Origin of the sequence: Pseudomonas mendocina, assembly GCF_003008615.1 — a bacterium.
GTDB classification, from domain to species: domain Bacteria; phylum Pseudomonadota; class Gammaproteobacteria; order Pseudomonadales; family Pseudomonadaceae; genus Aquipseudomonas; species Aquipseudomonas mendocina_C.
Genome location: NZ_CP027657.1, coordinates 5068525 through 5089651 on the forward strand (window position 1 = coordinate 5068525; position 21127 = coordinate 5089651).

A 21127-nucleotide genomic window follows, 5' to 3' on the forward strand; every position below is an offset into this window, starting at 1 on the left:
GCTCGTTTACGCAGCCGCCATGCACCATGCTCAGCGCTGCAGTTCAAGCAGTTGCAGCGACCGCCCAGCCAATTCCACCACTTCGTGCAGCACCGATGCCGACTCGCTTTGTGCCGTGTGCGTATCGATCAGGCACAGCCAATGACGCCCGCCGTGCACCTCGGGCAAGCGGAACTCGCCCCCCTCGTGCCCGGCATTGAGCAACAGCAGCAGGGTGGCATCGGCGCCGCTGCGCTTGACCCCGGACGGCTGCGCGCGGCCATCCATGAGCATGCCCATGCAACGGGCTTCTTCGTCGTGCCAGTTTTCCTCGCTCATTTCGCTGCCGTCCGGAGCCAGCCAGGTCACATCCTTGACGTCCAGCTCCTCGTTGTAATGGCCGACCAGAAAGCGCTGGCGACGCAGGATCGGGTAGCTCTGGCGCAGGGCGATCAGGCGCTGACAGAACGCAGCCAGTTCAAGACCTTCATCGTCGAGCGACCAGTTCACCCAGCTCAGTTCGTTGTCCTGGCAGTAGGCATTGTTGTTGCCGTGCTGGGTGCGGCCGAACTCGTCGCCGGCCAGCAGCATCGGCGTACCCTGGGCGAACAGCAGGGTGGCGAGCAGGTTGCGGATCTGTTGCAGGCGCAGGCCGCGAATCTGCGCGTCGTCGGTTTCGCCCTCGCAACCGTGATTCCACGACAGGTTGCGGTCGGTGCCGTCCTGATTGTTCTCGTCGTTGGCTTCGTTGTGCTTGTGGTCGTAGGAGACCACGTCGCGCAGGGTGAAACCGTCATGGGCAGTGATGAAATTGACCGACGCGAATGGCCTGCGTCCACGCTGGTTGTACAGGTCGCCTGACGCGGTGAGGCGGCTGGCCAACTCGGCCAGTTCGCCGCGATCGCCTTTCCAGAAGGCGCGCACGTTGTCACGGAATTTGTCGTTCCATTCCGCCCAACCCGGCGGGAAACCACCGACCTGATAGCCGCCCGGACCGCAATCCCAAGGCTCGGCGATCAGTTTGACCTTGCTCAGCACCGGATCCTGGCGACAGGCGACCAGAAAACTGTGGCGCTCGTTGAAGCCATCGGCGTAGCGCCCGAGGATGCTCGCCAGGTCGAAGCGGAAACCGTCCACGCGCATCTCGGTCGCCCAGTAGCGCAGCGAGTCGGTGACCATCTGCAACACGCAGGGGTGGCTCAGATCCAGTGTATTGCCGGTACCGGAATCGTTGATGTAGTAGCGGCGTTCCTCCGGCATCAGGCGGTAGTAGCTGGCGTTGTCGATACCGCGCATGGACAGGGTCGGGCCGCGCTCGTTGCCCTCGGCGGTGTGGTTGTAGACCACGTCGAGGATCACTTCCAGACCGGCACTGTGCAGATGGGCGACCATCTCCTTGAACTCGCTGATCTTGCCGCTGGCCAGGTAGGCCGGGTGCGGGGCGAAGAAACCGATGCTGTTGTAACCCCAGTAGTTGTTCATGCCTTTTTCCAGCAGGTGCTGGTCGTTGACGAAGGCATGTATGGGCAGCAGTTCGACGCTGGAAACGCCCAGCTCGCAGATATGCCGCAGCAAGTCGGGGTGGGTCAGGCCGGCGCAGGTGCCACGGTAGCGCTCGGGCACGGCCGGATGGCGCATGCTGATGCCGCGCAGGTGCGTTTCATAGATCACCGTGCGATCCCAGGGAATGCGCAAGCGTGGTTGTTCACCCCAGGTGAACGCCGGGTCGATGACCTTGCTCTTGGGCACGAAGGGCGCACTGTCGCGTTCGTCGAAACTGAGGTCGCCATCCGCATCGCCGATGGTGTAGCCGAACAGCGCCTCCGACCATTGCAACTGGCCCACCAGCTGCTTGGCGTAGGGGTCGATCAGCAGTTTGTTGGGGTTGAAGCGGTGCCCGGCTTCGGGCTCGTATGGCCCATACACGCGATAGCCGTAAACCTGGCCGGGGCGCGCATCGGGCAGGTAGCCGTGCCAGATTTCATCGGTGTATTCGGGCAGCTCGATGCGCTCGACTTCCGTCTCGCCACGCTCGTCGAACAGGCACAGTTCCACCCGTGTGGCATGCGCCGAGAACAGTGCGAAATTGACGCCCAGGCCATCCCAGCTGGCGCCAAGCGGAAAGGGTGTGCCTTCGGTAACGCGTGAGCGCTGTTGGTTGCGCATGGGGATGACCTCAGGCTTTTGGCGTTTTAGGCGTGCGCGGTGCACGTGGTTTTTTCAGCAGCGCCGGTTGCTCGGCTTCGCTCAACGGTACTGTCTTGGGTTTACTGATACGCCGCGGCTTGGGTACGGTCGAGAGTTGGGCTTGCGACTCGGCCTCGGCCAGTTTGCTGGCCATCATCCAGTGCCGCTCATGCTGGCCATGGGGGCGCCCCTCGGACTCCCAGATCTGGAAGGCAAACTCGCGGATGCGCTGTTCATCGATGCTCATGGCGTGGTTCCTGTAATGATCGGGGAATGACTTATTTGAGCTCTGCGCCGTAGGGCGGGTGAAACCCGCCATTGACGATCTGGCGGGTCGCACCCGTTCTACGAGGAGCGTCCATCGCCTGCTCCGGTACGGGGCTCAAGAAGAATCAGGTTGACGGGAAACTCAGCCAGCACAGCCGCAACCATCACGCTGCCCTGGCCGTTTTCTGCGTGGTAGGGCCCGAGCAGGCCGGTGGCCTGCCAGATGCGCAGTTCATCAGGCAGCACCACCGTGGTGTCGCCCCAGCGTTGTGCGGGTACGTGCGGTACGCCGTGCTCGCCCAACAGACCAGCCGCCAGGCGCGGCACGATCACCAGCAGGTGCTCATCACCATGGCGGCGCAGGAAGGCCAGCACCTGGCCAGCGTGCTCGCCGACCACGCCAAGCGGGTGATAGCTGCCCTGGCTGAACAAGCGCGGCTGAGCGGCGCGCAGCGCCAATGTCTGCTGGATCAGCCACTGCTTGATGCGCCCGTCCTGCCAACTGGTCAGTTTGCTGGCCGGCGTATCGTCGCTTTGCAGGGCGGACAGGCGTGCCGAGAAATCCACCGGGCGGCGATTGTCCGGATCGACCAGGCTGAAGTCCCAGAACTCGCAGCCTTGGTACAGGTCGGGCACACCCGGTGTGGTCAGGCGCAGCACGCACTGCACCAGCGCATTCAATGCACCGGCCGGGGCAATCGCGGCCACGGTAGCAGCCAGTTCATTGCGCAAGAGTTGCCCGGAGGGCTCGCACAGCAGCTTGCCGAGAAATTCGGCGCAGGCGGCCTCATGAGCCTCATTCGGCGCGCTCCAGGCGCTGTTGAGCTTGGCCTCGCGCAGTGCCTTGCGTTGCCAGCCAAGCAGGCGCTGCAGATAGTGCTGCAGGCCCTGCATGTCGTCCGGCCGTAGCCCGAGCGGCCAACTGCCAATGATTGCCTGATAGAGGATGCCCTCTTCGCCACCATCCGGAGCCTGCGCCGCACCGCTGGTGCGCAGCGCCTGTGCCAACTGCCGCCAGTGCCTGACGCGCTCGGCGTACCAGGCCGCGCGCTCGCTGAGTACCGCCAGGCGTGCGCGGCAGTCTTCACCACGCTTATGGTCGTGAGTGGCAGTGGCCAGCAGATTGAGCGGATGCTGTGCTGCACGCTCGCGGCAGACCTGATGAAAGCGCCCGACCGGTGCACTGAAGTGCTCGGCATCGAAACCGACGTCATAGCGCGACAGCAGCACGCCGGCGCGGTACAGGGCAGTGTCTTCGACGGCCTTGGCCGCCACCGGCGAGGTCAGTTGCTGGAAGCGCGTCAGCGCCTGGGCACGCAGGCGCCGTGCCCGCCCCGGCGGCAGCGCTCGCAGGGAGGCGCCACCCAGCCAGTCGTCGAGATGCGGCAGCAGCGGCCAGTCGGCTTCGGCCAGCGTCTGCCGCGCGCCATCGAGCGCCTGCTGGAAGAAGCGGCGATCCTGCTGCGAGCGGCCACAGGCCTGGGCATAGGTGCGATAGACAGGGAAATGCACGATCAGCTCGCGCAGTGCCCGACGGATCGCACCGAGGGTGAGGTCGCGGGTGGCAATGTCATGGCGGGCGACATGCAGCAGGCGCTGGGCGACTTCCTCCAGATCGCCGGCGAGCGATCCTTCCAGCACCAGCCGGCGCGCCTGCTGTACCTCGTCGTCGAAGGCCGTGGGCCGGCCACTGATGTCCTGCCACAGTTCGCTGAGCGTCAACTCGCCGTGCGGGTCGTGCTGCAGCAGCGACATCTGGTTCATGAACTCGTAACCGGTGCTGCCATCCACCGGCCACTCCTGTGGCAGCAGTTCGCCGTGGCCGAGGATTTTCTCCACGAAGATGGGGAAGGGCGCATTGCCACGCAGGCGGCTGATACGTCGGCGCAGGCGGCTGCAATAGGCTCTCGGGTTGGCCAGGCCGTCGATATGGTCGATACGCAAGCCATCGACCAGGCCGCGCTCGATCAGTTCGAACACCTTGGCGTGGGTCTGCTCGAACACCGCCAGGTGCTCGGCGCGCAGGGCGCCCAGTTCGTTGATGTCGAAAAAACGCCGCCAGTTGATGTCGTCGGCCGCGGTACGCCAACTGGCCACGCGGTAGTGCTGACGCTCGAGCAGGGCATGCAGGCGCTTCTGCGTTGCTTCGTCACGGCCCTGAAAATTGACCAGCAGCGATGCGACTTTTCTCGCCTGGATCGCCAATTCAGCGCACAGCCGTTGCGCCTCGGCGCGGCTGTCGCTCTCCCGTCCCAGACGTGCGAAGCGCTGGCCCAGCGCGCGCAGCGCCGGATTATCGCTGGCCCGCAGGATGCTGTCGTAACTTGGCGGAGTCAGTGGCAGGCGATGCTCGAAATGCTGAGCATGGAAGCGCCCGCGCTCGGCATCGAAACGCAGCTCCAGCGTGCCTTCGCGCAACGCCTCGCCGTAGTCGCTGCGCAGGAAGGGCACCAGCAACTGGCCACTGAGCAGCGGATCATGCGATTGCCATTGGATATCGAAGAATGCCGCGTAGGGGCTGCTCTGGCCCCATTCCAGCACCTCCAGCCACCAGGGGTTGCCGTCGCCGCCAACGGCCATGTGGTTGGGCACGATATCCAGAATCAACCCCATGTCGTGCGCGCGCAGGGTGTCCACCAAGCGCACCAGGGCTTCTTCGCCGCCCAGCTCGGGGTTGACCTGGCAGGGGTCGATCACGTCGTAACCATGTTGCGAGCCTGGCCGCGCGGTAAGGATCGGCGAAGCGTACAGATGGCTGATGCCCAACCGCGCCATGTAGGGCACCTGGGCTGCGGCATCGGTGAGGGTGAAGTCCTTGTGCAACTGCAGGCGCAAGGTCGAGCGCAGCTCAGTCATCGCCGACCTCCTGACGCGCACGATCCAGGCTGGCCAGGCGCTGGCTGGTGGCCGGCTGTTCCAGCAGCTCGTTGACCGGCAGTGGATAGCGTCGCCGCCAGTTGGGATGCACATCGCCAGGGCCGGGCAGATTGGGCTGCTGCTCCAGGGCGCAGGCATCCTCCAGCGGCAGCAGGGCCAGTGCTGATGGCGTACGGCCGATATGCTCGATGCAGGCCAGCAGACAGGCATCGTCGCTCGTGCCGCTCACCGAGCCTTGTCGCTCCAGAAGCTGGCGTAGCGCGACACGCTCGCCAGCACGCTCGGCATGATCGCTTTCCAGCAACTCCGCGTCCCGCTGTCCGGCCCTGACGCGCCATTCCAGATCACGCCCGGCGAGCCAGCCCTTGATCGTCGGCAGGTCATGGGTGGTGGTGGTGGCCAGGGCGTTGCAGGGCCAGCGAGCGGCCGGCACGAAGCCGATGTCATCCTGCTCGAACAGCAGTACCCGGGTGCCGAGGATGTTGCGTGCGGCAAGCTTCTCGCGCAGGCCGTCGGGCACGGTGCCGAGGTCTTCACCGATGACCAGGGCACGATGTCGGTGCGACTCCAGGGCTAGCAGGCGCAACAGATCGTCCAGCGGATAACGCAGGTAGGCGCCGTGCTGTGGCTCCGCTCCCTGGGGGATGACCCACAGACGTTGCAGGCCCATCACATGGTCGATGCGAATGCCGCCGGCGTGGGCCAGGTTGGCCTGGAGCATTTCGATATAGGCACGAAACCCGTGCTGGCGCATCCCGTGCGGTGAGAAGGCCGATACACCCCAGTTCTGCCCCAGGCGATTGAGAATGTCTGGCGGCGCACCGACGGTGACCGAGGGCAGCAGTTCATCCTGGCGCGACCAGGCCTGGCTTCCGGCACAATCGGCGCCCACCGCCAGGTCTGCGATCAAACCGATGCCCATGCCGGCACCGCTGGCCGTGGACTGGGCGGATTCCAGGCCGTGCGCGATCAACCACTGGCAGAAGGCGTGAAAGCGCAGCTCCTCGGTGTGCTCGACAGCGAAACGGGTCACGGCGCCCTGGATCGGATTGCGCAGTGCCTCTGGCCAGGTACGCCAGTCGCCACCGGCACCTTCGCGCAGACGTTGACCATGGATGGCTTCGAAGCAGCAATGCTGCTGCAAGGCCTCGCCACCGGCAGTACGAAATGCCTCGAAGCGTTCCAGCAAATCACCAGGCGCCTGACAGAAATCCTCGTACAGCTGGCGTAACAGCCGCTGGCGAGACGTGGCCACGGCCGGCCAGTCGATCAGCTCCAACGTTTCCAGACGCGCCATTTCGTCCTGTAGCCCGGCGCTGTGAACCGCGCGCTGCAGGCGTTCGCTACCGAGCAGGGTGACTGGAGCGGCATACAGCGTATTGAAGAACAACCGGCTGGAGGGCGAGTAGGGGCCATAGCACTGCACATCCGCACTGAACTGCGCGTGCACCGGGCTCAGGGCAAGCGCATCGGCGCCATGGTTGGCGGCGTGCCGCGCCAGATCCGCCACTGCCAATGTGTCACCCAGTCCGCCATCCCCCGTGCGGCGCAGGCCATAGAGCTGAGCGCTCAATCCCCAGATGCGCGGCTTGTCGCACAGCTGCTGAACCGACAGACAGGCCGCTGGTGCGACGGCGAGAGTATGCTGGGTATCGCGAATTTCCAGCTGGTGGTAGCCAGTCCGTTGCTGCGCCGGCAGTCGCCCATCGCTGTCGAGGCGGCCTTCGCTGACGTTGCCCTGCTCATCGGTCAAGCGATAGAGGCTGTCAGCTGGGTAGAGCGTCAGCGCCAGCGGCTGGCCCTGATCCTGAAACAGTAGATTCGCTTCTCCCGGCACATGGCGTGAATGTCCCACTGCGGCCAGGCTGGCGCGCAATTGCTCGGGGCTTTGCGCCGGGTAGCCAAGCGCCTCCAGCAGGCTGCGCTGCGCTTCCGGGCTGACCTGTTGCGGGCGGCCGTGCGCATCGATCCAGTCGATGCACAGGTCAGCGGCCTCAGCCAGCTCGGCCAGTAATCGATCACTCATTGTGCAGGCTCCAGGGTGACCAGGGCGCTGCGTGCTGGCAATCGCTCCTGGCGCAGATCGGCATCATCGATGCGCAGGGTGTACAGCCGCTCGCCGTAAGCGGCAGGCAAGGGCAGGGATACGGCGCTGGTGCCCAGGTTGATGGCGATGTTCAGCGCCGGGCCATGTCCCAGCCGCCAGCGCGCCAGTACGGCGCCATCGCCGAGCACTTGAGCACCGAGGCTCAGTGCGTGCTGCAAGCCTGGCAGCAGGCGGCTGTGACGCACCTGCAACAGGCCGCGGTAGAAGGCCAGCCATTCCCGCTGCTCAGGCTCCAGTGCGGGAGCCAGATCCGGCTGGGAACGCTGAAAGGTGGCCAGCGCGTTGGGGTCGGCGATGGCCTCGCGGCTGTGCGCCGCGGCGAACTGCGAAAAATCGGCAAACTCGTTGCGCCGCCCCTCACGCACGGCATTGGCCAGCTCGTCGTGGTAATCGGTGAAGAACAGAAATGGCCGTTTGCTGCCCCATTCCTCTCCCATGAACAACAGCGGCACCATCGGGCACAGCAGCAAGAGCACGGTGGCCGCCTTCAGTGCATCGTTGTCAGCCAGCAGCGTCAGGCGTTCGCCAAAGGCGCGGTTACCCACCTGGTCATGGTTCTGCAGGAACAGCACGAAGGCATGTGGCGGCAGATCGGCACTGGGTTCGCCGCGTGGCTGGCCATGGCGATTGTCCTGGCCCTGGTAGACGAAGCCCTGCTCCAGGCAGGTGGCCAGCTTGCGTGTCGGGGCCTGGGCGTAATCGGCGTAGTAGCTTTCGTTCTCGAAGGTGAGCAGTGCATGCAGGGTGTTGTGGCCGTCGTCGTTCCACTGCGCGTCAAAGCCATCACGCAGCAGGTGCGCGGCGTTATGCTCGTTTTCCAGCACCAGATGCACCTGGCGTCGTTGCGGTATCGCTGAGCGCACCCGCGAGGCCAGCTCCCTGAGGAATTCGTCATCGTCGATGGCGTGCACGGCATCCAGTCGCAGCCCGTCTACACGGTAGTCCAGCAGCCACATCAGCGCGTTCTCGCAGAAGAAGTCGCGCACCTGTGGCTGGCCGAAGTCGATGGCCGCGCCCCAGGGCGTGACGCGCTCTTCGCAGAAGAACTGCCGCGCATACAGCCCCAGATAATTGCCGTCCGGGCCGAAGTGGTTGTAGACCACGTCGACGAATACCATCAGCCCACAACCGTGAGCGCTGTCGATCAACTGCTTGAGTTCGTCGGGCGTGCCGTAGGCATTGGCCGGTGCGAACGGTAATACGCCGTCATAGCCCCAGTTGCGCGTACCGGCGAAGGTGTTCAGTGGCATCAGTTGCAGGGCAGTGACGCCCAGGTCGGCCAGATGCGGCAGGTGCTCGATGACCTGTTGATATCCGCCGAACAGGCCCACATGCAGCTCATACAGTACCGTCTCGTGCCAGGGGCGACCGTTCCAGTCATGCTGCTGCCAGGAATAAGCCGCATGATCGAGAACCTGGCTGAAGCCGTGCACGTCATCGACCTGGTGCCGCGAAGCCGGATCCGGCACCGCTCGCTGGCCGTCGACCACATAGCGATAGCCACTGTCGCTCGGGCACTCGAGCAAGGTCACGAACCAGCCATCCGCCTGTTGATCCATCGGATATCGTCTGCCGTCCTGCAACTCCAGCTCCACACGTCGACAACTGGGTGCCCACAGGGCGAAGCGCACGCGGCCATCGGCCATGGGCCGAGCGCCATGGCTGTACATCAGCGTATTTCCCTGTGAGCCCCGGCATGAGCCAGCAAGCGCTGATACAGCCGGTCGTATGGACGTACCGACTGTTGCCAGTAGAGCGGCGCCTGCATGGCATGGCAGCGCATGGCCTCGAGCAACTCCGGATGCTGGTACACCTGCAGGGCGCGGTCGATGGCCGCGCGATAGCTATCGGCCTGAGGTTCATCGAAGAGAAAACCGCTGACACCGTCCTCGATGGTGTCGGCCAGCCCTCCGGTGCGCCGCGCGATGGGCAGCGAGGCATAGCGCTGGGCGTATATCTGACTCAGGCCGCAGGGCTCGAAGCGCGAGGGCATGAGCAAAAAGTCACTACCGGCATAGAGGCGTCGCGCATCGCTCTCGTTGAAACCAATATGCACGCCGATACGACTAGGATGGCGCTGGCCCAGCTCGGCCATCGCCACCTCCAACGCCGGTTCGCCCTGGCCGATCACTGCGATACGGCCACCGCGCCGGACGATGTACTCGGCGACATCCAGGGTCAGGTCGATGCCTTTTTGCTGCACCAGGCGTGATACCACCGCGAAAAGCGGGCCATCCGTATCCAGATTCAGCCACTGCTCCACATAGGCGGCGTTGGCATCTTTACCTTCCCATTCACCGGCAGCGAAGCCCCGCAACAGATTGGGATCGCTCTGCGGATGCCAGCTCTCGTCGATACCGTTGGCGATACCGCTGAGTTGACCTGTTTGAACCTTGCCCCGCAGCATGCCATCCAGCCCGCAGCCGAACTCCGCCGTGGTGATCTCCCGCGCATAGCTGCGGCTGACGGTGGTGACGTGCTGGGCGTAAGCGATACCAGCCTTGAGGAAGGACAGGCGACCATGGAACTCCATGCCATCGATGCCGCAGGCCTGCTCGGGAATTGCCAGCTCGCTGCTGCACGGCATGTCGCACAGCCCCTGGTAAGCCAGATTGTGAATGGTCAGCAGGGCAGGTGCAGTGGCCCCGCGCCAGGCCATGTAAGCCGGTGCCATGGCTGCTGGCCAGTCATTGGCGTGGATCAGTTCAGGACACCACTGGATACCGGCTTCGCCCATGGCCATTTCGGCGGCGGCCAGGCCAAGGCGGGCGAAACGGATATGGTTGTCGGCCCAGTCCAGCCCCTGACTATCGACATAGGGCGAGCCATCGCGCTCGTACAGCACCGGGTTGAGCAGCACGTAGACGATCAGCCCATCAGCCAGATCCATTCGGCCAATCTGGCAAGGTGGTAGTGCGGCCAGCCCCGGTACCTGACCGACGACGCGGATGGGCCGGCCGCTTTCCACGACCTGGCGATACCCGGGAATCAATATGCGGATGTCGTGCTTTTCCGATAGTGCACGCGGCAGTGCCGCGGAGACGTCACCCAACCCGCCGCATTTGATCAGGTCGGCGAATTCGGACGTGACGAACAGCACGCGCTTGCGTTGCAAGGGCTGAGTCTTCATCTGCGTGGGTGGCTGGGCGGCCGCCGTGGGGCTGGGGTATTCGTGTATACGGGCGGAGGTTGCAGCGCTTGCCATTTATCTCTCCAGGGTTGGAACCGAGAACACCCCATAACGAGGGCCGATGGAGGCCGATGAACGACAGGGACAGATGGCCTTCGGCCGCCTCTCTTCGATCTCCTCACACTCTTTTGCTGACGGGACTTCGGCGTTAAAGGTTCGACCTTTTTTTGTTGGGCGAGGAAGGCCCGGCAAAAGGTTGAACTTTGCTCGCAGGTCAGGCTTCCACTGCGCATTCGATTGCGCCTAGACGAGGCTCCGATAGATGAACAGCGTCGAGCAGGTAGTGAATTTTCTGATCAAGTACAAGCTGAGGCTGTGTACCGCGGAGTCCTGCACCGCTGGGCTGATCTCGTCGCTGGTAGCGGAGGTTTCCGGTAGCGGCAAGGTGCTGGAGTGCGGCTTCGTGACTTACTCGCCAGAGGCCAAACAGCATTGCCTCGGCGTCAGCCCGCTGACCATCGAGCACTTCGGCTTGACCAGCGAAGAGGTGGCGCAAGAAATGGCGTTAGGCGCGCTGAAACGCAGTGGCGCCGATATCGCGCTGGCCAATACCGGGCTGGCTGAAGCATCGGGAGATATGGACGGTGTGCAATGCATCGCCTGCGCCATAGGTCTCGATCAGCATCAGGGTATCGTCAGCGAGACGGTGCAGTTCAACGGCGAGCGCAACCAGGTTCGTCGTGACACCGCACGCTATGCACTGCTGCAACTGCCTTACTACTACGAGCGCCTGAGACGGGCCTGAGTCGATAGAAGGAACGCTCAGTCCACGGGCAGCTCGCCATTGAGCTGTTCGGCACGCTGCAGATGCTGTTCCAGCTTGGGCAGGGCTTCACGGGCGAAGGCAGCGATCTCCTCATCATCGACATCCAGCCCGCGGCGGAACAACTCGACAGCCTGTCGGTGAGCTACCACCTGGTTGTTCATGTAAGCCTTGTCGAAGCGCTCCTCACTACCAAGCTTGAGCAGCATGATCTTGGCCTGATTGATCAGCTCGGCATCGTCCGACACATCGAGGCCTTTACGCTTGGCCAACTCGCCCAGTTGCTGATTCGCCCGCCGATGGTCATCGATCATCATCTGTGCGAAGCCCCTGACGGCTTCACTGCGGGCTTTTTCCAGAGCCAGCCTGGCAATCTCGATCTCGGTGATGCCTTTGGCCGATGCCTGTTCCACGAAATCCTCGGTGCTGATCGCACCGGCCTTGCGGGCGGCCTGAAGAGTGCTCACCGCGCAGGCCGCGAAAACGGCGATGGCCAGTAGGGCAAGTGGTTTCAATGGGGGCATGTCTGATTCTCCAGTGCTGTGCATTCACAGGGGTAGAAGCGCACGACAGCAGCGAAGTTCAGGACAAATTGGTCACAGCGAAGCCGCGTAGATGCAGGCGAAACGGCGTGATGGCGAAGTCCGTCCCGGAAAAATTCAAGTCGAACGTAACAACTCCGGACTACCTCCAAAAAATACCGGGCGTGCAACGCCCCGAGGTGTGGCCGCCCGTAATGGGCCACGAAGAATGCAGTAGCGCAGCCATGCGCACCTCTGCACCTAGCCAGGAGTAGCCCATGAAAGACCAAGCGAACACAGCTGACAGTGACAGTCAGATGGCGGGAGTCGATGCTCTCGACAAAGCCAACAGCAATCCCAAACTCGATCAACTCGACGAGTTCCGCGAGGACGCGACCGGCGAGGCGTTGACCACCAATACCGGAACCCGCATCGCGGATAACCAGAACAGCCTGCGCGGTGGGGAACGTGGTCCGACGCTGATGGAAGATTTCATCATGCGCGAGAAGATCACCCACTTCGACCATGAACGAATTCCAGAACGTGTGGTGCACGCGCGGGGGGCTGCGGCCCATGGCTACTTCGAGGTGACTGAAGCGGCAAGCGATCTGACCTGTGCCTCTTTCCTCGGCGAAGCCGGCAAGCGCACCCCCGTGTTCGTACGCTTCTCCACCGTTCAGGGGCCACGCGGCTCGTCCGACACCGTGCGCGACGTGCGCGGTTTCGCGGTGAAGTTTTACACCGACGAAGGCAACTTCGACCTGGTCGGCAACAACATGCCGGTGTTCTTCATCCAGGATGCGATCAAGTTTCCCGACTTCGTGCATGCGGTGAAGCCTGAACCGCACAACGAGATTCCTACGGGCGGCTCGGCTCACGACACCTTCTGGGACTTCGTCTCGCTCACGCCCGAATCGGCCCACATGGTGCTGTGGACCATGTCCGATCGTGCGATCCCGACCGCCTATCGCGCCATGCAGGGCTTCGGCGTGCACAGCTTTCGTCTGGTCGATGCGCAAGGGCAGAGCAAGCTGGTGAAGTTTCACTGGCGGCCCAAGGCCGGCGTCTGCTCCCTGGTCTGGGACGAAGCGCAGAAGCTTGCCGGCAAAGACCCCGATTTCCATCGTCGCGGCCTGTGGGAAGACATCGAGAACGGGCTCTATCCGGAATGGGAGCTGGGCCTGCAGGTCATGGACGAGGAGGACGCCCTGCGCTTCGGTTTCGACCTGCTCGACCCGACCAAGTTGGTGCCCGAAGAGCTGGTGCCGGTAAGACTGGTCGGGCGCATGGTGCTCAATCGCAACCCGGACAATTTCTTCGCCGAAACCGAGCAGGTGGCCTTTCACATCGGCCATATCGTGCCGGGCATCGACTTCAGCAATGATCCGCTGCTGCAGGGACGCCTGTTCTCCTATACCGATACTCAGCTACTGCGGCTGGGCGGCCCGAACTTCAACGAGATCCCCATCAACAGGCCGCTTTGTCCTTTTCACAACAACCAGCGTGATGCCCCGCATCGGCAGCAGATCAACAAGGGCAGGGCGGCTTACGAGCCCAATTCGATAGACGGCAACTGGCCGCGGGAAACGCCTCCGGCAGCCAGCAAGGGGGGATTCAGCTCCTACCCCGAACCCTTGCAAGGGAACAAGGTAAGGGTTCGCTCCGCCAGCTTCTCAGACCATTTCTCACAAGCCAGCCTGTTCTGGCGCAGCATGAGCGAGACCGAGCAGCAGCACATCGTCGATGCCTACAGTTTCGAACTGTCGAAAGTCGAGCGGGTGTTCATTCGCGAACGCCAGGTGAAGGAGATATTGGCCCACATCGATCCGCTGCTGGCGCTTCGCGTGGCCGAGAACCTGGGAATCGACCTGGACAGCACTTCGGCCGCCACCTCTGGCGACAGCGCTCAGGTCTCGCCTGCGCTCAGTCAGGTCAATCTGTTGCCCGACGATATTCGTGGCCGCCGCATAGCCGTCATGCTTACCCCAGGCTGCAAGGCCGATGAAGTCAACAGCCTGCTCAAGGCACTGAACAATGCCGGGGCCATAGCCAAGCTGCTCGGGCCGTCGGTGGCCGCGCTCAAGAGTTCCGATGGCCAGCTCCTGCAACCGGCTGGCTCGTTCGCGACGGATCCGTCCATTACCGTTGACGCGGTATTCGTGCCGGGCGGTGATCATGTTCTCAAGACATTGCAAGGCGATGGGGTAGCCAAGCACTTTCTGATGGAGGCCTACAAGCACCTAAAACCCATCGGTTTGAGTGGGGACGCCGCTCAACTGGCCTCCCTACTGGGGTTGGACGAGGATCAGGGCCTGGTGACGGGTGACAGCTTCGATCCGCTGTTCACACGCTTCGAAAGTGCATTGAAGCAGCATCGCATCTGGGAGCGTGAGGCACGAGCCAAGGCCATCCCTGCCTGAATCAACGCTATCGACGTCGCTGCAGCGCGTCTTGCTGTGGTTCGACGTCGACAGGCGCCGCGGGCTTCTCGGGACGAGGACGCAGTGGAACCGGCCCATCGAGCTGGGAGCCGGGATCTTCATTCCCTGGGTCATCGTATAGCCAACGATCTTCTGCAGGTTGAGGCTTATCCCTTGGCGCAGATTTCTTGTTCGTGTTCATCGTTGTGATCCTCTCTGTGAGGGATTCTTCAAGCTGGTAAAAGTTTGTTTCTGCTTGTGTGGCTTGGCGTGCCGAATATATTTACCGGCAAGACCAGACGTCGTTGACTGACACCATAACCAAGTTGGATTTACCCGTCATCAACGTCGTCACGGTATAACTCGACGCCTCCTCCATATTGGATATTGCGATCATCAAGGCGTGCCAGCGCACACTGCTCGTCGGTATGTGCACAATTACTGCATGTCACAATAAACCCCAGGCAGTTGTACCAATCTTTTATTTACCTTTACGCATGTACAGGTGCTGTAAAAAGCAAATAATCCATTGGCGAAAGCCAACTTCTTCAATCATCCGACGTCCCTGCCCGGATGAATAGGCAAGCCTCAGGCAGAATATTAGATTCGATCACTTGCTGTGCTCCGGAGAACTTGGCCCTTTACCGTGGCCTCTTGGCCCGGCTATTACCCAGGCAATAATGCCGATGAGTGGAACGATCCAGATGAACAATGCCCAGAGCGTCTTGGTAGCAATCGGTTCGTCGCTGCGAAAGACGCTGATGATTGCCCACAGTTCGATCAGAATGATGATGGCCGCCACCGCCATGGCGGAATAGATGAGAAAGTCCGACATGCTCGATCCTCCTTGCGCAAATCTATAACGGTCGACAACCACCCCGATCATTGGGTCAATGAGCCGGGTGGTGTAGGCAGTACGAAAGGCGTAGAAAAGGAGGGATCGACCCGTTGGGGTCAGAACGAGTGATTCGACTTGATCACTTCGATCATCAGGTTGTGGGGTTTATCCGTCTCGGCCTGCTGAGACGGTTTGGCCTGATTGGCCACACAGGTCAGGAGCGAGCGACTGAACTCGTATTCTCGGCCGCTCTGAGCGGACGTGGCCTTGTCAACGCTGCATTCCTGACCACAGTGTTCATCGACAACGCGCTCGGTGCAGCTCGTATCGATCTGTTGCAGGGAGCGCTGGGCGGCGTAGGAAACTCCCGTGGCTTGTTGGGCGTCTGGCTCGGCAAATGCCTGCGTCAATGACGGCTGCCGGAGGGGTTGCCAAACCAACAGCACCAGCAGGCAGGTCGAACCGGCGATATAGGGCCACTCGCAGGCAACCCGGTCTTGAACCGAACACTGTTTCCGGATTTTCTTCATCAGATCTTCGACCTTGGCCTTCACAGCCCGCGAATCGTGAGGTTTGAGCATCAGCGCTACTCCTCATTGGTTCTTGAGCTTTCTGATGGCCCACAAGCGAGAGTGCAAGGTACGGAAGATGGGCTCGCGGGAGTAGGTCGGAAGGTCGTTGTTGCAGTGTTTAACCGCTTCGGCGATCGATCCCGAGTCTGCATCCAGTGTCATATCGAACTTGATCAAGCGAATGACTTCCTGAGTGGTGATGCTCGTGTCGATAACGCGCATGAGGCGTTTGCCGTTATGGACGACAGTAAGTATGACACTGTTATCCGGACGTAACGTCATATTGACATCATATTCGGCCAGCTCTGATCTAATACCGTTCAGATCGTATTTCATGTGTGACTCCTTTAAATAGCACCCACAAAACATAGCCATATATGTTCGGCATTCCAACAAGCGGGACGATCAGTATTAATAAATATTAAAATGACATCACTCGGCGAAAGTTAATCGCTTCATCTTCCGCGTGTGAAAGGTGGGGTAACAGCCTTGTTGATATGCCGATGAAATGTGGCGCTGCCGTTTATTTACAAGGTCTTATGGGGAGTATTCGGTGACATGAATATATCGTGACAGAAAAAATAGATTGAACCTATATCTACAGGCCGAGTCGGGCCAGCACGCCACTGGATTTAATACAGAAAGTCGTTGAACGAAAATTGGAAATGCCACTATCGGTGGCCATGCACTGGGGAGTACAGGTGGATATATGTGGTGGGGATGAATATTCAGATACTCGAACGATACCGCTGCCGGCTTTCAGACATCCTGTGCAGCAACCTGTCGCCGCCAGATACGGGTCAGCCAGCGCCAGGTGATCCAGCCAGCAGCGGCCAGGTAGACCAGGCTGCCCGGCACCCACATCAGTAGACCGGCCAGTTGCTGGTCAGCCAGGTCGCGCGATTCGCCATAGAAGGGGGTGTTACCGAAAGTCAGCAGCGCCCCCAGCAAGCCGGTGTGCATCAGCGTCAACAGTATGGCCATCAGCGCGTGTGGCACCTGGTTGGGACTGGCACGCAGGCACGACCACCAGAACAGCCAGGCGCTGAACAGAAAGCAGGCATGCTCGACCACGTGCCACCAGGTGTTTTCCAGCGCCAGCATGTACAGGCTGGGGGTGTGCCAGACCCAGATCATCGCGCCGTGCAGCATGGCCAGCGCCACCGGGTAGCGACCGCTGCGCAGGATGCTGGCGTATAGCGGCTGAATCTTCGGGCCGAGCGCCGCGCGCCATTGCGGCAGCGGCCGGGCGAGCGCCCAGAACGGGGCAATGACGATCATGAACAGCATGTGCTGAACCATATGCAGGCTGGTGCTGTTCTCCGCCCAGTCGTCGAACGGGCCGAATACCGCAAGCGCGGTGATGACCATGGCCAGGTGCATCCACAGCGCCTCGCGGCCATGCGGCCGCACCTTGCGACAACCGATGATGTACAGCAGCCAGCCCGTGCCAAGCAGCAGCGCACTGAGCCAGACCGGCAGGCGTTCTTCGAGGTGGCCGTCGAACAATCCGTGAGCGGCGGCAATGCCAGGGAACGAAACAAGCAGGGCAATACCGATCAAACGCATGGAGGCAGGCTCAGAGTCGGGATGGCGATAAACAGTGTGGCGATGGCACTGATCAGATGAACGCCAGCGGCCAGTCGCGCGGCGAAACAGCGCGCATGGCGCTCGACCTCACGCCGGGCGGCTAGCTGGAACAACCGTGCCAGCCACAGCAGCAGCGCCATGGTGAGCAGGCTGAACAGACCGAGTACGGCACTCAGCCAGTTCCACTGGCCTTGCTCCGGCGCGGGCGGAGCGAGTGCGCAGCCCACCGACAGACCACCGTAAAGCGCGACGAACCACAGGCTCCACAGCACCAGCCCGAGCGGAATCTGGATAGGGTTGTAGGGTGAGCACAGCGGCTGCATCAGACACCTCCGAAGGTCGGTGGGAACAGCACCACCGAGCAGTAGGTGATCCACAGCACCACCAGGTTGTATTGCCAGAGCTGCTCGACTACCAGTGGCTCGTATGGCGTCAGCGCGCAGACGTAGCCGTGATACACGCGCAGCGCCTGCAGGGCACTGAGGATGGCCGCCAGCAGGCAATGCACCAGGCTGTAGACCAGCAGCACCACGATCACAGCGTCATGGGCGGTGGCGCGCGGCGCCAGATCGCCACCCAACAGCGTCCATAACAGCAGCGCCGATTGCAGCAGACCGAGGGCGGCGATACCGACGAAGCAGGTGAGCAGGGTGCGCGGTTCGCCCTGGCCTTTGCGCAGCCGCTTGAGCACTGGTCGCTGCCAGAGCACCGCGACGGCGAGCAACACGCCACTGACCAGCAGCAGGCGCTGATCGATCACCGGTGCATCGGGCACCAGCCAGTTGGGCGATACCGTCCACAAGTAGAACCAGCCGAACAGCAGCGCCAGATACAGGGCACCGTTGGCCAGTAGTGTCACGCCCATGCCCCACAGACCGGGGCCGTCGCAGGTGCGCGAGTGCAGCGGTGGCTCGCCAGGCTGGACTTTGGCATCCGGTGCGGCGTTCGGGTGAGCGCCGTTCTCCCAGCTCCAGCGAAAAAGAATTACCAGCGCGGCGACGGTGGCCGCCAGCGACACCCAGTAGAACTTGCTCAGCAGGCCCAGGCAGACCACCGCGATAAAGCAGGAGGCGATGAAGGGCAGCCAGCTATTGCCGGGCAGGTGGATGATCTCGCGCACCTTGCCGGTCAGCGGCTCGACACCCCAGGTTTCCCGGCGACCGTGGTCGATCACCGTTAGCGCGTGCTCGCCACGGGCGATGCTTTCCAGCAGATCCGGGTTCTCCCACAACGGGTGGCGTTGGGTGACCTTGGCCAGGCTGACGAAGTTGTAGGGGCAGGGCGGCAGGCTGGTGGCCCACTCCATGGTGTCGGCCTTCCACGGGTTCTTCGGCGCCGGCTGGCCGAAACGAAAGTGCAGGACGATGTCGAGCAGGATGGTGGCAATCCCCATCGCCATGATGAAGCTGCCGATGGACGACACCAGGTTGGGCAAGTCCCAGCCCAGGCCGGCCTCGTAGGTATAGATACGCCGCGGCATGCCCATCAGCCCTGTCCAGTGCATGATCAGGAAGGTGACGTTGAAGCCGATGAACACCAGCCAGAATCCCCACTTGCCCAGGCGCGCCGATGGCATGCGTCCGGAGAAATGCGGCAGCCAGTAATAGATGCCGGCCAGCAGCGGGAAGAACATGCCGCCCACCAGCACGTAGTGCATGTGCGCCACCACGAAATGGGTGTCGTGCACCTGCCAGTCGAACGGCACCAGGGCCAGCATCACCCCGGTCAGCCCACCGCAGACGAAGATGATCAGAAAGCCTACCAGCCACAACATTGGTACGTGGTATTGCGGCCGTCCCAGCCACAAGGTGGCGATCCAGGCGAATACCTGGATACCCGTGGGCACTGCCACCAGCATGCTCGCTGCCGAGAAGAACGCCTGCGCCAACTGTGGAATGCCCACGGTGAACATATGGTGCACCCACAGTCCGAAGCTGATGAAACCGGTCGTGAGGATCGCCAGCACCACCCACCGATAGCCCACCAGCGGGCGCTGGCAGAACACCGGCAGCAGGGTCGAGACGATGCCCGCAGCAGGCAGGAAGATGATGTACACCTCAGGATGGCCGAACAGCCAGAACAGGTGTTGCCAGAGGATCGGATCACCGCCGCGCGCCACTTCGAAGAACGGCATGCCGAGCGCGCGCTCCAACTCCAGCAGGATGCTGCCGAGGATCAGCGGCGGGAAGCCGACCACGATCATCATCGCCATGACCAGGATGTACCAGGCGTAGATCGGCATCTTGTTCAGCGACATGCCTTCGGCGCGAGTACGCAGGATCGACACCACCAGTTCGACGCCGGCCGATACTGCGGAGATTTCCACGAAGGTGATACCGATCAGCCAGAAGTCCGAGTTCGGCCCCGGCGTATGCACCGCACTGGACAGTGGCGTGTACATGAACCAGCCGGCCTTCGGTGCGATGCCCAGCAACAGGCTGGCGCAAAGGATCAGCCCACCGAACAGGTAGCACCAGTAGCCCAGGGCCGACAGGCGCGGAAACACCAGGTCGCGCGCGCCGAGCATCTTCGGGATCAGGTAGACCGCCAGACCTTCCATCATCGGCACGGCGAACAGGAACATCATCACCGTGCCGTGCATGGTGAAGACCTGGTTGTAGATGTCCGGTTCGAGGAATGTGTAGCCTGGTATCGCCAACTGCGTGCGCACCAACATGGCCAGCAGCCCGCCGAACAGGAAGAAGCCCAGCCCTGTGAGCATGAAACGGATACCGATGGTGCTGTGGTTGACGATGGTCAGGGCTTTCCAGCCGCGCGGGTTGCCCCAGACTTCGTTGAACTGGTCGTGCAACTGATCCAGATCGTGGGCCTTGTCGGTCTTGTCGTTGCTCACGGTGCCAGGGTCTCCAGCCAGTCTGCGATGGCGCTGAGGTGGTCGGGGTCGAGGTCGTCATTGAGCGGCATGGCGTTGCCAGGTTTGAGCCGCTGATGCTCCTGCAACCAGCGCAGGACGGCTCCGGGCTCGTTTGCCAGCACGCCGGCGCCGAGACTGGCGCGCGAGCCGAGATCAGTCAGATCCGGCGCTCGCTGACCATCGGTAATGCCCACCACGCGGTGGCATTCGCCGCAGCGAGCGGCGAAGGTTGCGCCGGCCGCGCCGGGGAGGGCGGTGACCTGCGGTTCACGGCGAGCCTGCAGCCAGGCCTCGAAGTCGTCTTCTTCATGCGCCTGCACATTGAGGATCATGTGGGTGTGCTGGGTTCCGCAGAACTCCGAGCACTGACCACGAAAGGTGCCGGGCAGGTCGGCCTGCAGGCGGATCTTGTTGTGACGGCCAGGAATCATGTCGATCTTGCCGCCCAGTCGTGGCACCCAGAAGGCGTGGATCACATCGGCGCTGGTGACGTCCAGATCCACCGGCCGGCCCACAGGCAGGTGCAACTGATTGGCGGTCACCACACCGCTATCCGGGTAGCGCACCTCCCACCACCACTGGTGCCCGATCACCTCGATGCGCAGGGGCTGCTCGCCGACCAGGGGCAGCGGCAGCATGCGATGCCCGATGGGAATGCCGAAGATCAGCAGCAGGATGATGCTCGCGCTGGGCAATATCAGGCCGCCACCGACCAGCCAGCGCAAGGTGATCACCCGCGCTCTTTGCGCATCGACCTGGCGCGGTGCACGGCGCATGGCGTACACCCATAGCGCGGTGACCACCAACAGCACGACGCTGGAGAAACCGCACATTACCCACCACAGGATCGCCACCTCACGAGCCATTGGTCCTGCTGGGTCGAGCGCCGATTGCGGCCCTGAACAGGCAGAGATAAGCGGAACTGCCAGCATGAGTGTGGT

Annotated in this window: 16 protein-coding genes; 2 read left to right on the plus strand and 14 right to left on the minus strand. The window is 62.3% G+C overall.

What is annotated here, in order from left to right; all coding sequences use genetic code 11:
- Nucleotides 1-30 precede the first annotated feature (30 nt).
- The 6 genes from glgX to glgA all read right to left on the minus strand — a co-directional run bounded on the left by glgX (nucleotide 31) and on the right by glgA (nucleotide 10622).
- Nucleotides 31-2145 carry a glycogen debranching protein GlgX gene (gene glgX, locus C7A17_RS23450; RefSeq protein ID WP_106741177.1) on the minus strand — a complete coding sequence of 705 codons (2115 nt, stop codon included), beginning with the start codon at nucleotides 2143-2145 and terminating at the stop codon, nucleotides 31-33.
- A 10-nt stretch (nucleotides 2146-2155) separates the two neighbouring features.
- Nucleotides 2156-2413 carry a DUF2934 domain-containing protein gene (locus C7A17_RS23455; protein WP_106741180.1) on the minus strand — a complete coding sequence of 86 codons (258 nt, stop codon included), beginning with the start codon at nucleotides 2411-2413 and terminating at the stop codon, nucleotides 2156-2158.
- A gap of 98 nt (nucleotides 2414-2511) precedes the next feature.
- Nucleotides 2512-5289, minus strand: a complete 2778-nt coding sequence (locus C7A17_RS23460; RefSeq protein WP_106741182.1) for a malto-oligosyltrehalose synthase — start codon at nucleotides 5287-5289, stop codon at nucleotides 2512-2514.
- Entirely contained in the window at nucleotides 5282-7336 is a 2055-nt protein-coding gene (malQ, locus tag C7A17_RS23465) for a 4-alpha-glucanotransferase (RefSeq protein ID WP_106741184.1), read from the minus strand. Before malQ ends, C7A17_RS23460 begins: the two co-directional genes overlap by 8 nt.
- Nucleotides 7333-9087 (minus strand): malto-oligosyltrehalose trehalohydrolase, encoded by a 1755-nt coding sequence (treZ, locus tag C7A17_RS23470; RefSeq protein WP_234035841.1) that lies wholly within the window; start codon nucleotides 9085-9087, stop codon nucleotides 7333-7335. Before treZ ends, malQ begins: the two co-directional genes overlap by 4 nt.
- Nucleotides 9087-10622 carry a glycogen synthase GlgA gene (glgA, locus tag C7A17_RS23475; protein ID WP_106741187.1) on the minus strand — a complete coding sequence of 512 codons (1536 nt, stop codon included), beginning with the start codon at nucleotides 10620-10622 and terminating at the stop codon, nucleotides 9087-9089. The genes treZ and glgA overlap by 1 nt, the downstream gene beginning before the upstream one ends.
- A gap of 247 nt (nucleotides 10623-10869) precedes the next feature.
- Here glgA and C7A17_RS23480 point away from each other — a divergent pair, with 247 nt between their 5' ends.
- The gene (locus C7A17_RS23480) at nucleotides 10870-11352 is read left to right on the plus strand and encodes a CinA family protein (protein ID WP_106741189.1); all 483 of its coding nucleotides are present in this window, start codon (nucleotides 10870-10872) and stop codon (nucleotides 11350-11352) included.
- Nucleotides 11353-11369: 17 nt separating this feature from the next.
- Here the strand turns inward: C7A17_RS23480 and C7A17_RS23485 are convergent, their stop codons facing one another.
- The gene (locus tag C7A17_RS23485) at nucleotides 11370-11894 is read right to left on the minus strand and encodes a DUF4142 domain-containing protein (RefSeq protein ID WP_106741191.1); all 525 of its coding nucleotides are present in this window, start codon (nucleotides 11892-11894) and stop codon (nucleotides 11370-11372) included.
- 275 nt (nucleotides 11895-12169) lie between these two features.
- Between C7A17_RS23485 and katE the strand changes: the two genes are divergently transcribed.
- Entirely contained in the window at nucleotides 12170-14311 is a 2142-nt protein-coding gene (katE, locus tag C7A17_RS23490) for a catalase HPII (RefSeq protein WP_106741193.1), read from the plus strand.
- A 610-nt stretch (nucleotides 14312-14921) separates the two neighbouring features.
- On the opposite strand, the gene C7A17_RS23500 is transcribed toward katE, so the two are convergent.
- The 7 genes from C7A17_RS23500 to coxB form a co-directional block, all read right to left on the minus strand.
- On the minus strand, nucleotides 14922-15146 hold the full coding sequence (locus C7A17_RS23500) for a PLD nuclease N-terminal domain-containing protein (protein ID WP_106741198.1): 225 nt from the start codon (nucleotides 15144-15146) through the stop codon (nucleotides 14922-14924).
- Between the two features lie 119 nt (nucleotides 15147-15265).
- Nucleotides 15266-15730, minus strand: coding sequence for a hypothetical protein (locus C7A17_RS23505; RefSeq protein WP_234035842.1), 465 nt, complete (start codon nucleotides 15728-15730; stop codon nucleotides 15266-15268).
- Between the two features lie 12 nt (nucleotides 15731-15742).
- Nucleotides 15743-16057 (minus strand): hypothetical protein, encoded by a 315-nt coding sequence (locus C7A17_RS23510; protein ID WP_106741201.1) that lies wholly within the window; start codon nucleotides 16055-16057, stop codon nucleotides 15743-15745.
- 423 nt (nucleotides 16058-16480) lie between these two features.
- Nucleotides 16481-17290 (minus strand): cytochrome c oxidase assembly protein, encoded by an 810-nt coding sequence (locus tag C7A17_RS23515; protein WP_106741203.1) that lies wholly within the window; start codon nucleotides 17288-17290, stop codon nucleotides 16481-16483.
- Entirely contained in the window at nucleotides 17281-17634 is a 354-nt protein-coding gene (locus tag C7A17_RS23520) for a hypothetical protein (protein WP_106741206.1), read from the minus strand. Before C7A17_RS23520 ends, C7A17_RS23515 begins: the two co-directional genes overlap by 10 nt.
- Complete coding sequence (gene ctaD, locus C7A17_RS23525; RefSeq protein ID WP_106741209.1) at nucleotides 17634-20165, minus strand: cytochrome c oxidase subunit I; 2532 nt, start codon at nucleotides 20163-20165, stop codon at nucleotides 17634-17636. Before ctaD ends, C7A17_RS23520 begins: the two co-directional genes overlap by 1 nt.
- Nucleotides 20162-21052 carry a cytochrome c oxidase subunit II gene (gene coxB / locus C7A17_RS23530; protein WP_106741211.1) on the minus strand — a complete coding sequence of 297 codons (891 nt, stop codon included), beginning with the start codon at nucleotides 21050-21052 and terminating at the stop codon, nucleotides 20162-20164. Before coxB ends, ctaD begins: the two co-directional genes overlap by 4 nt.
- Nucleotides 21053-21127 lie beyond the last annotated feature (75 nt).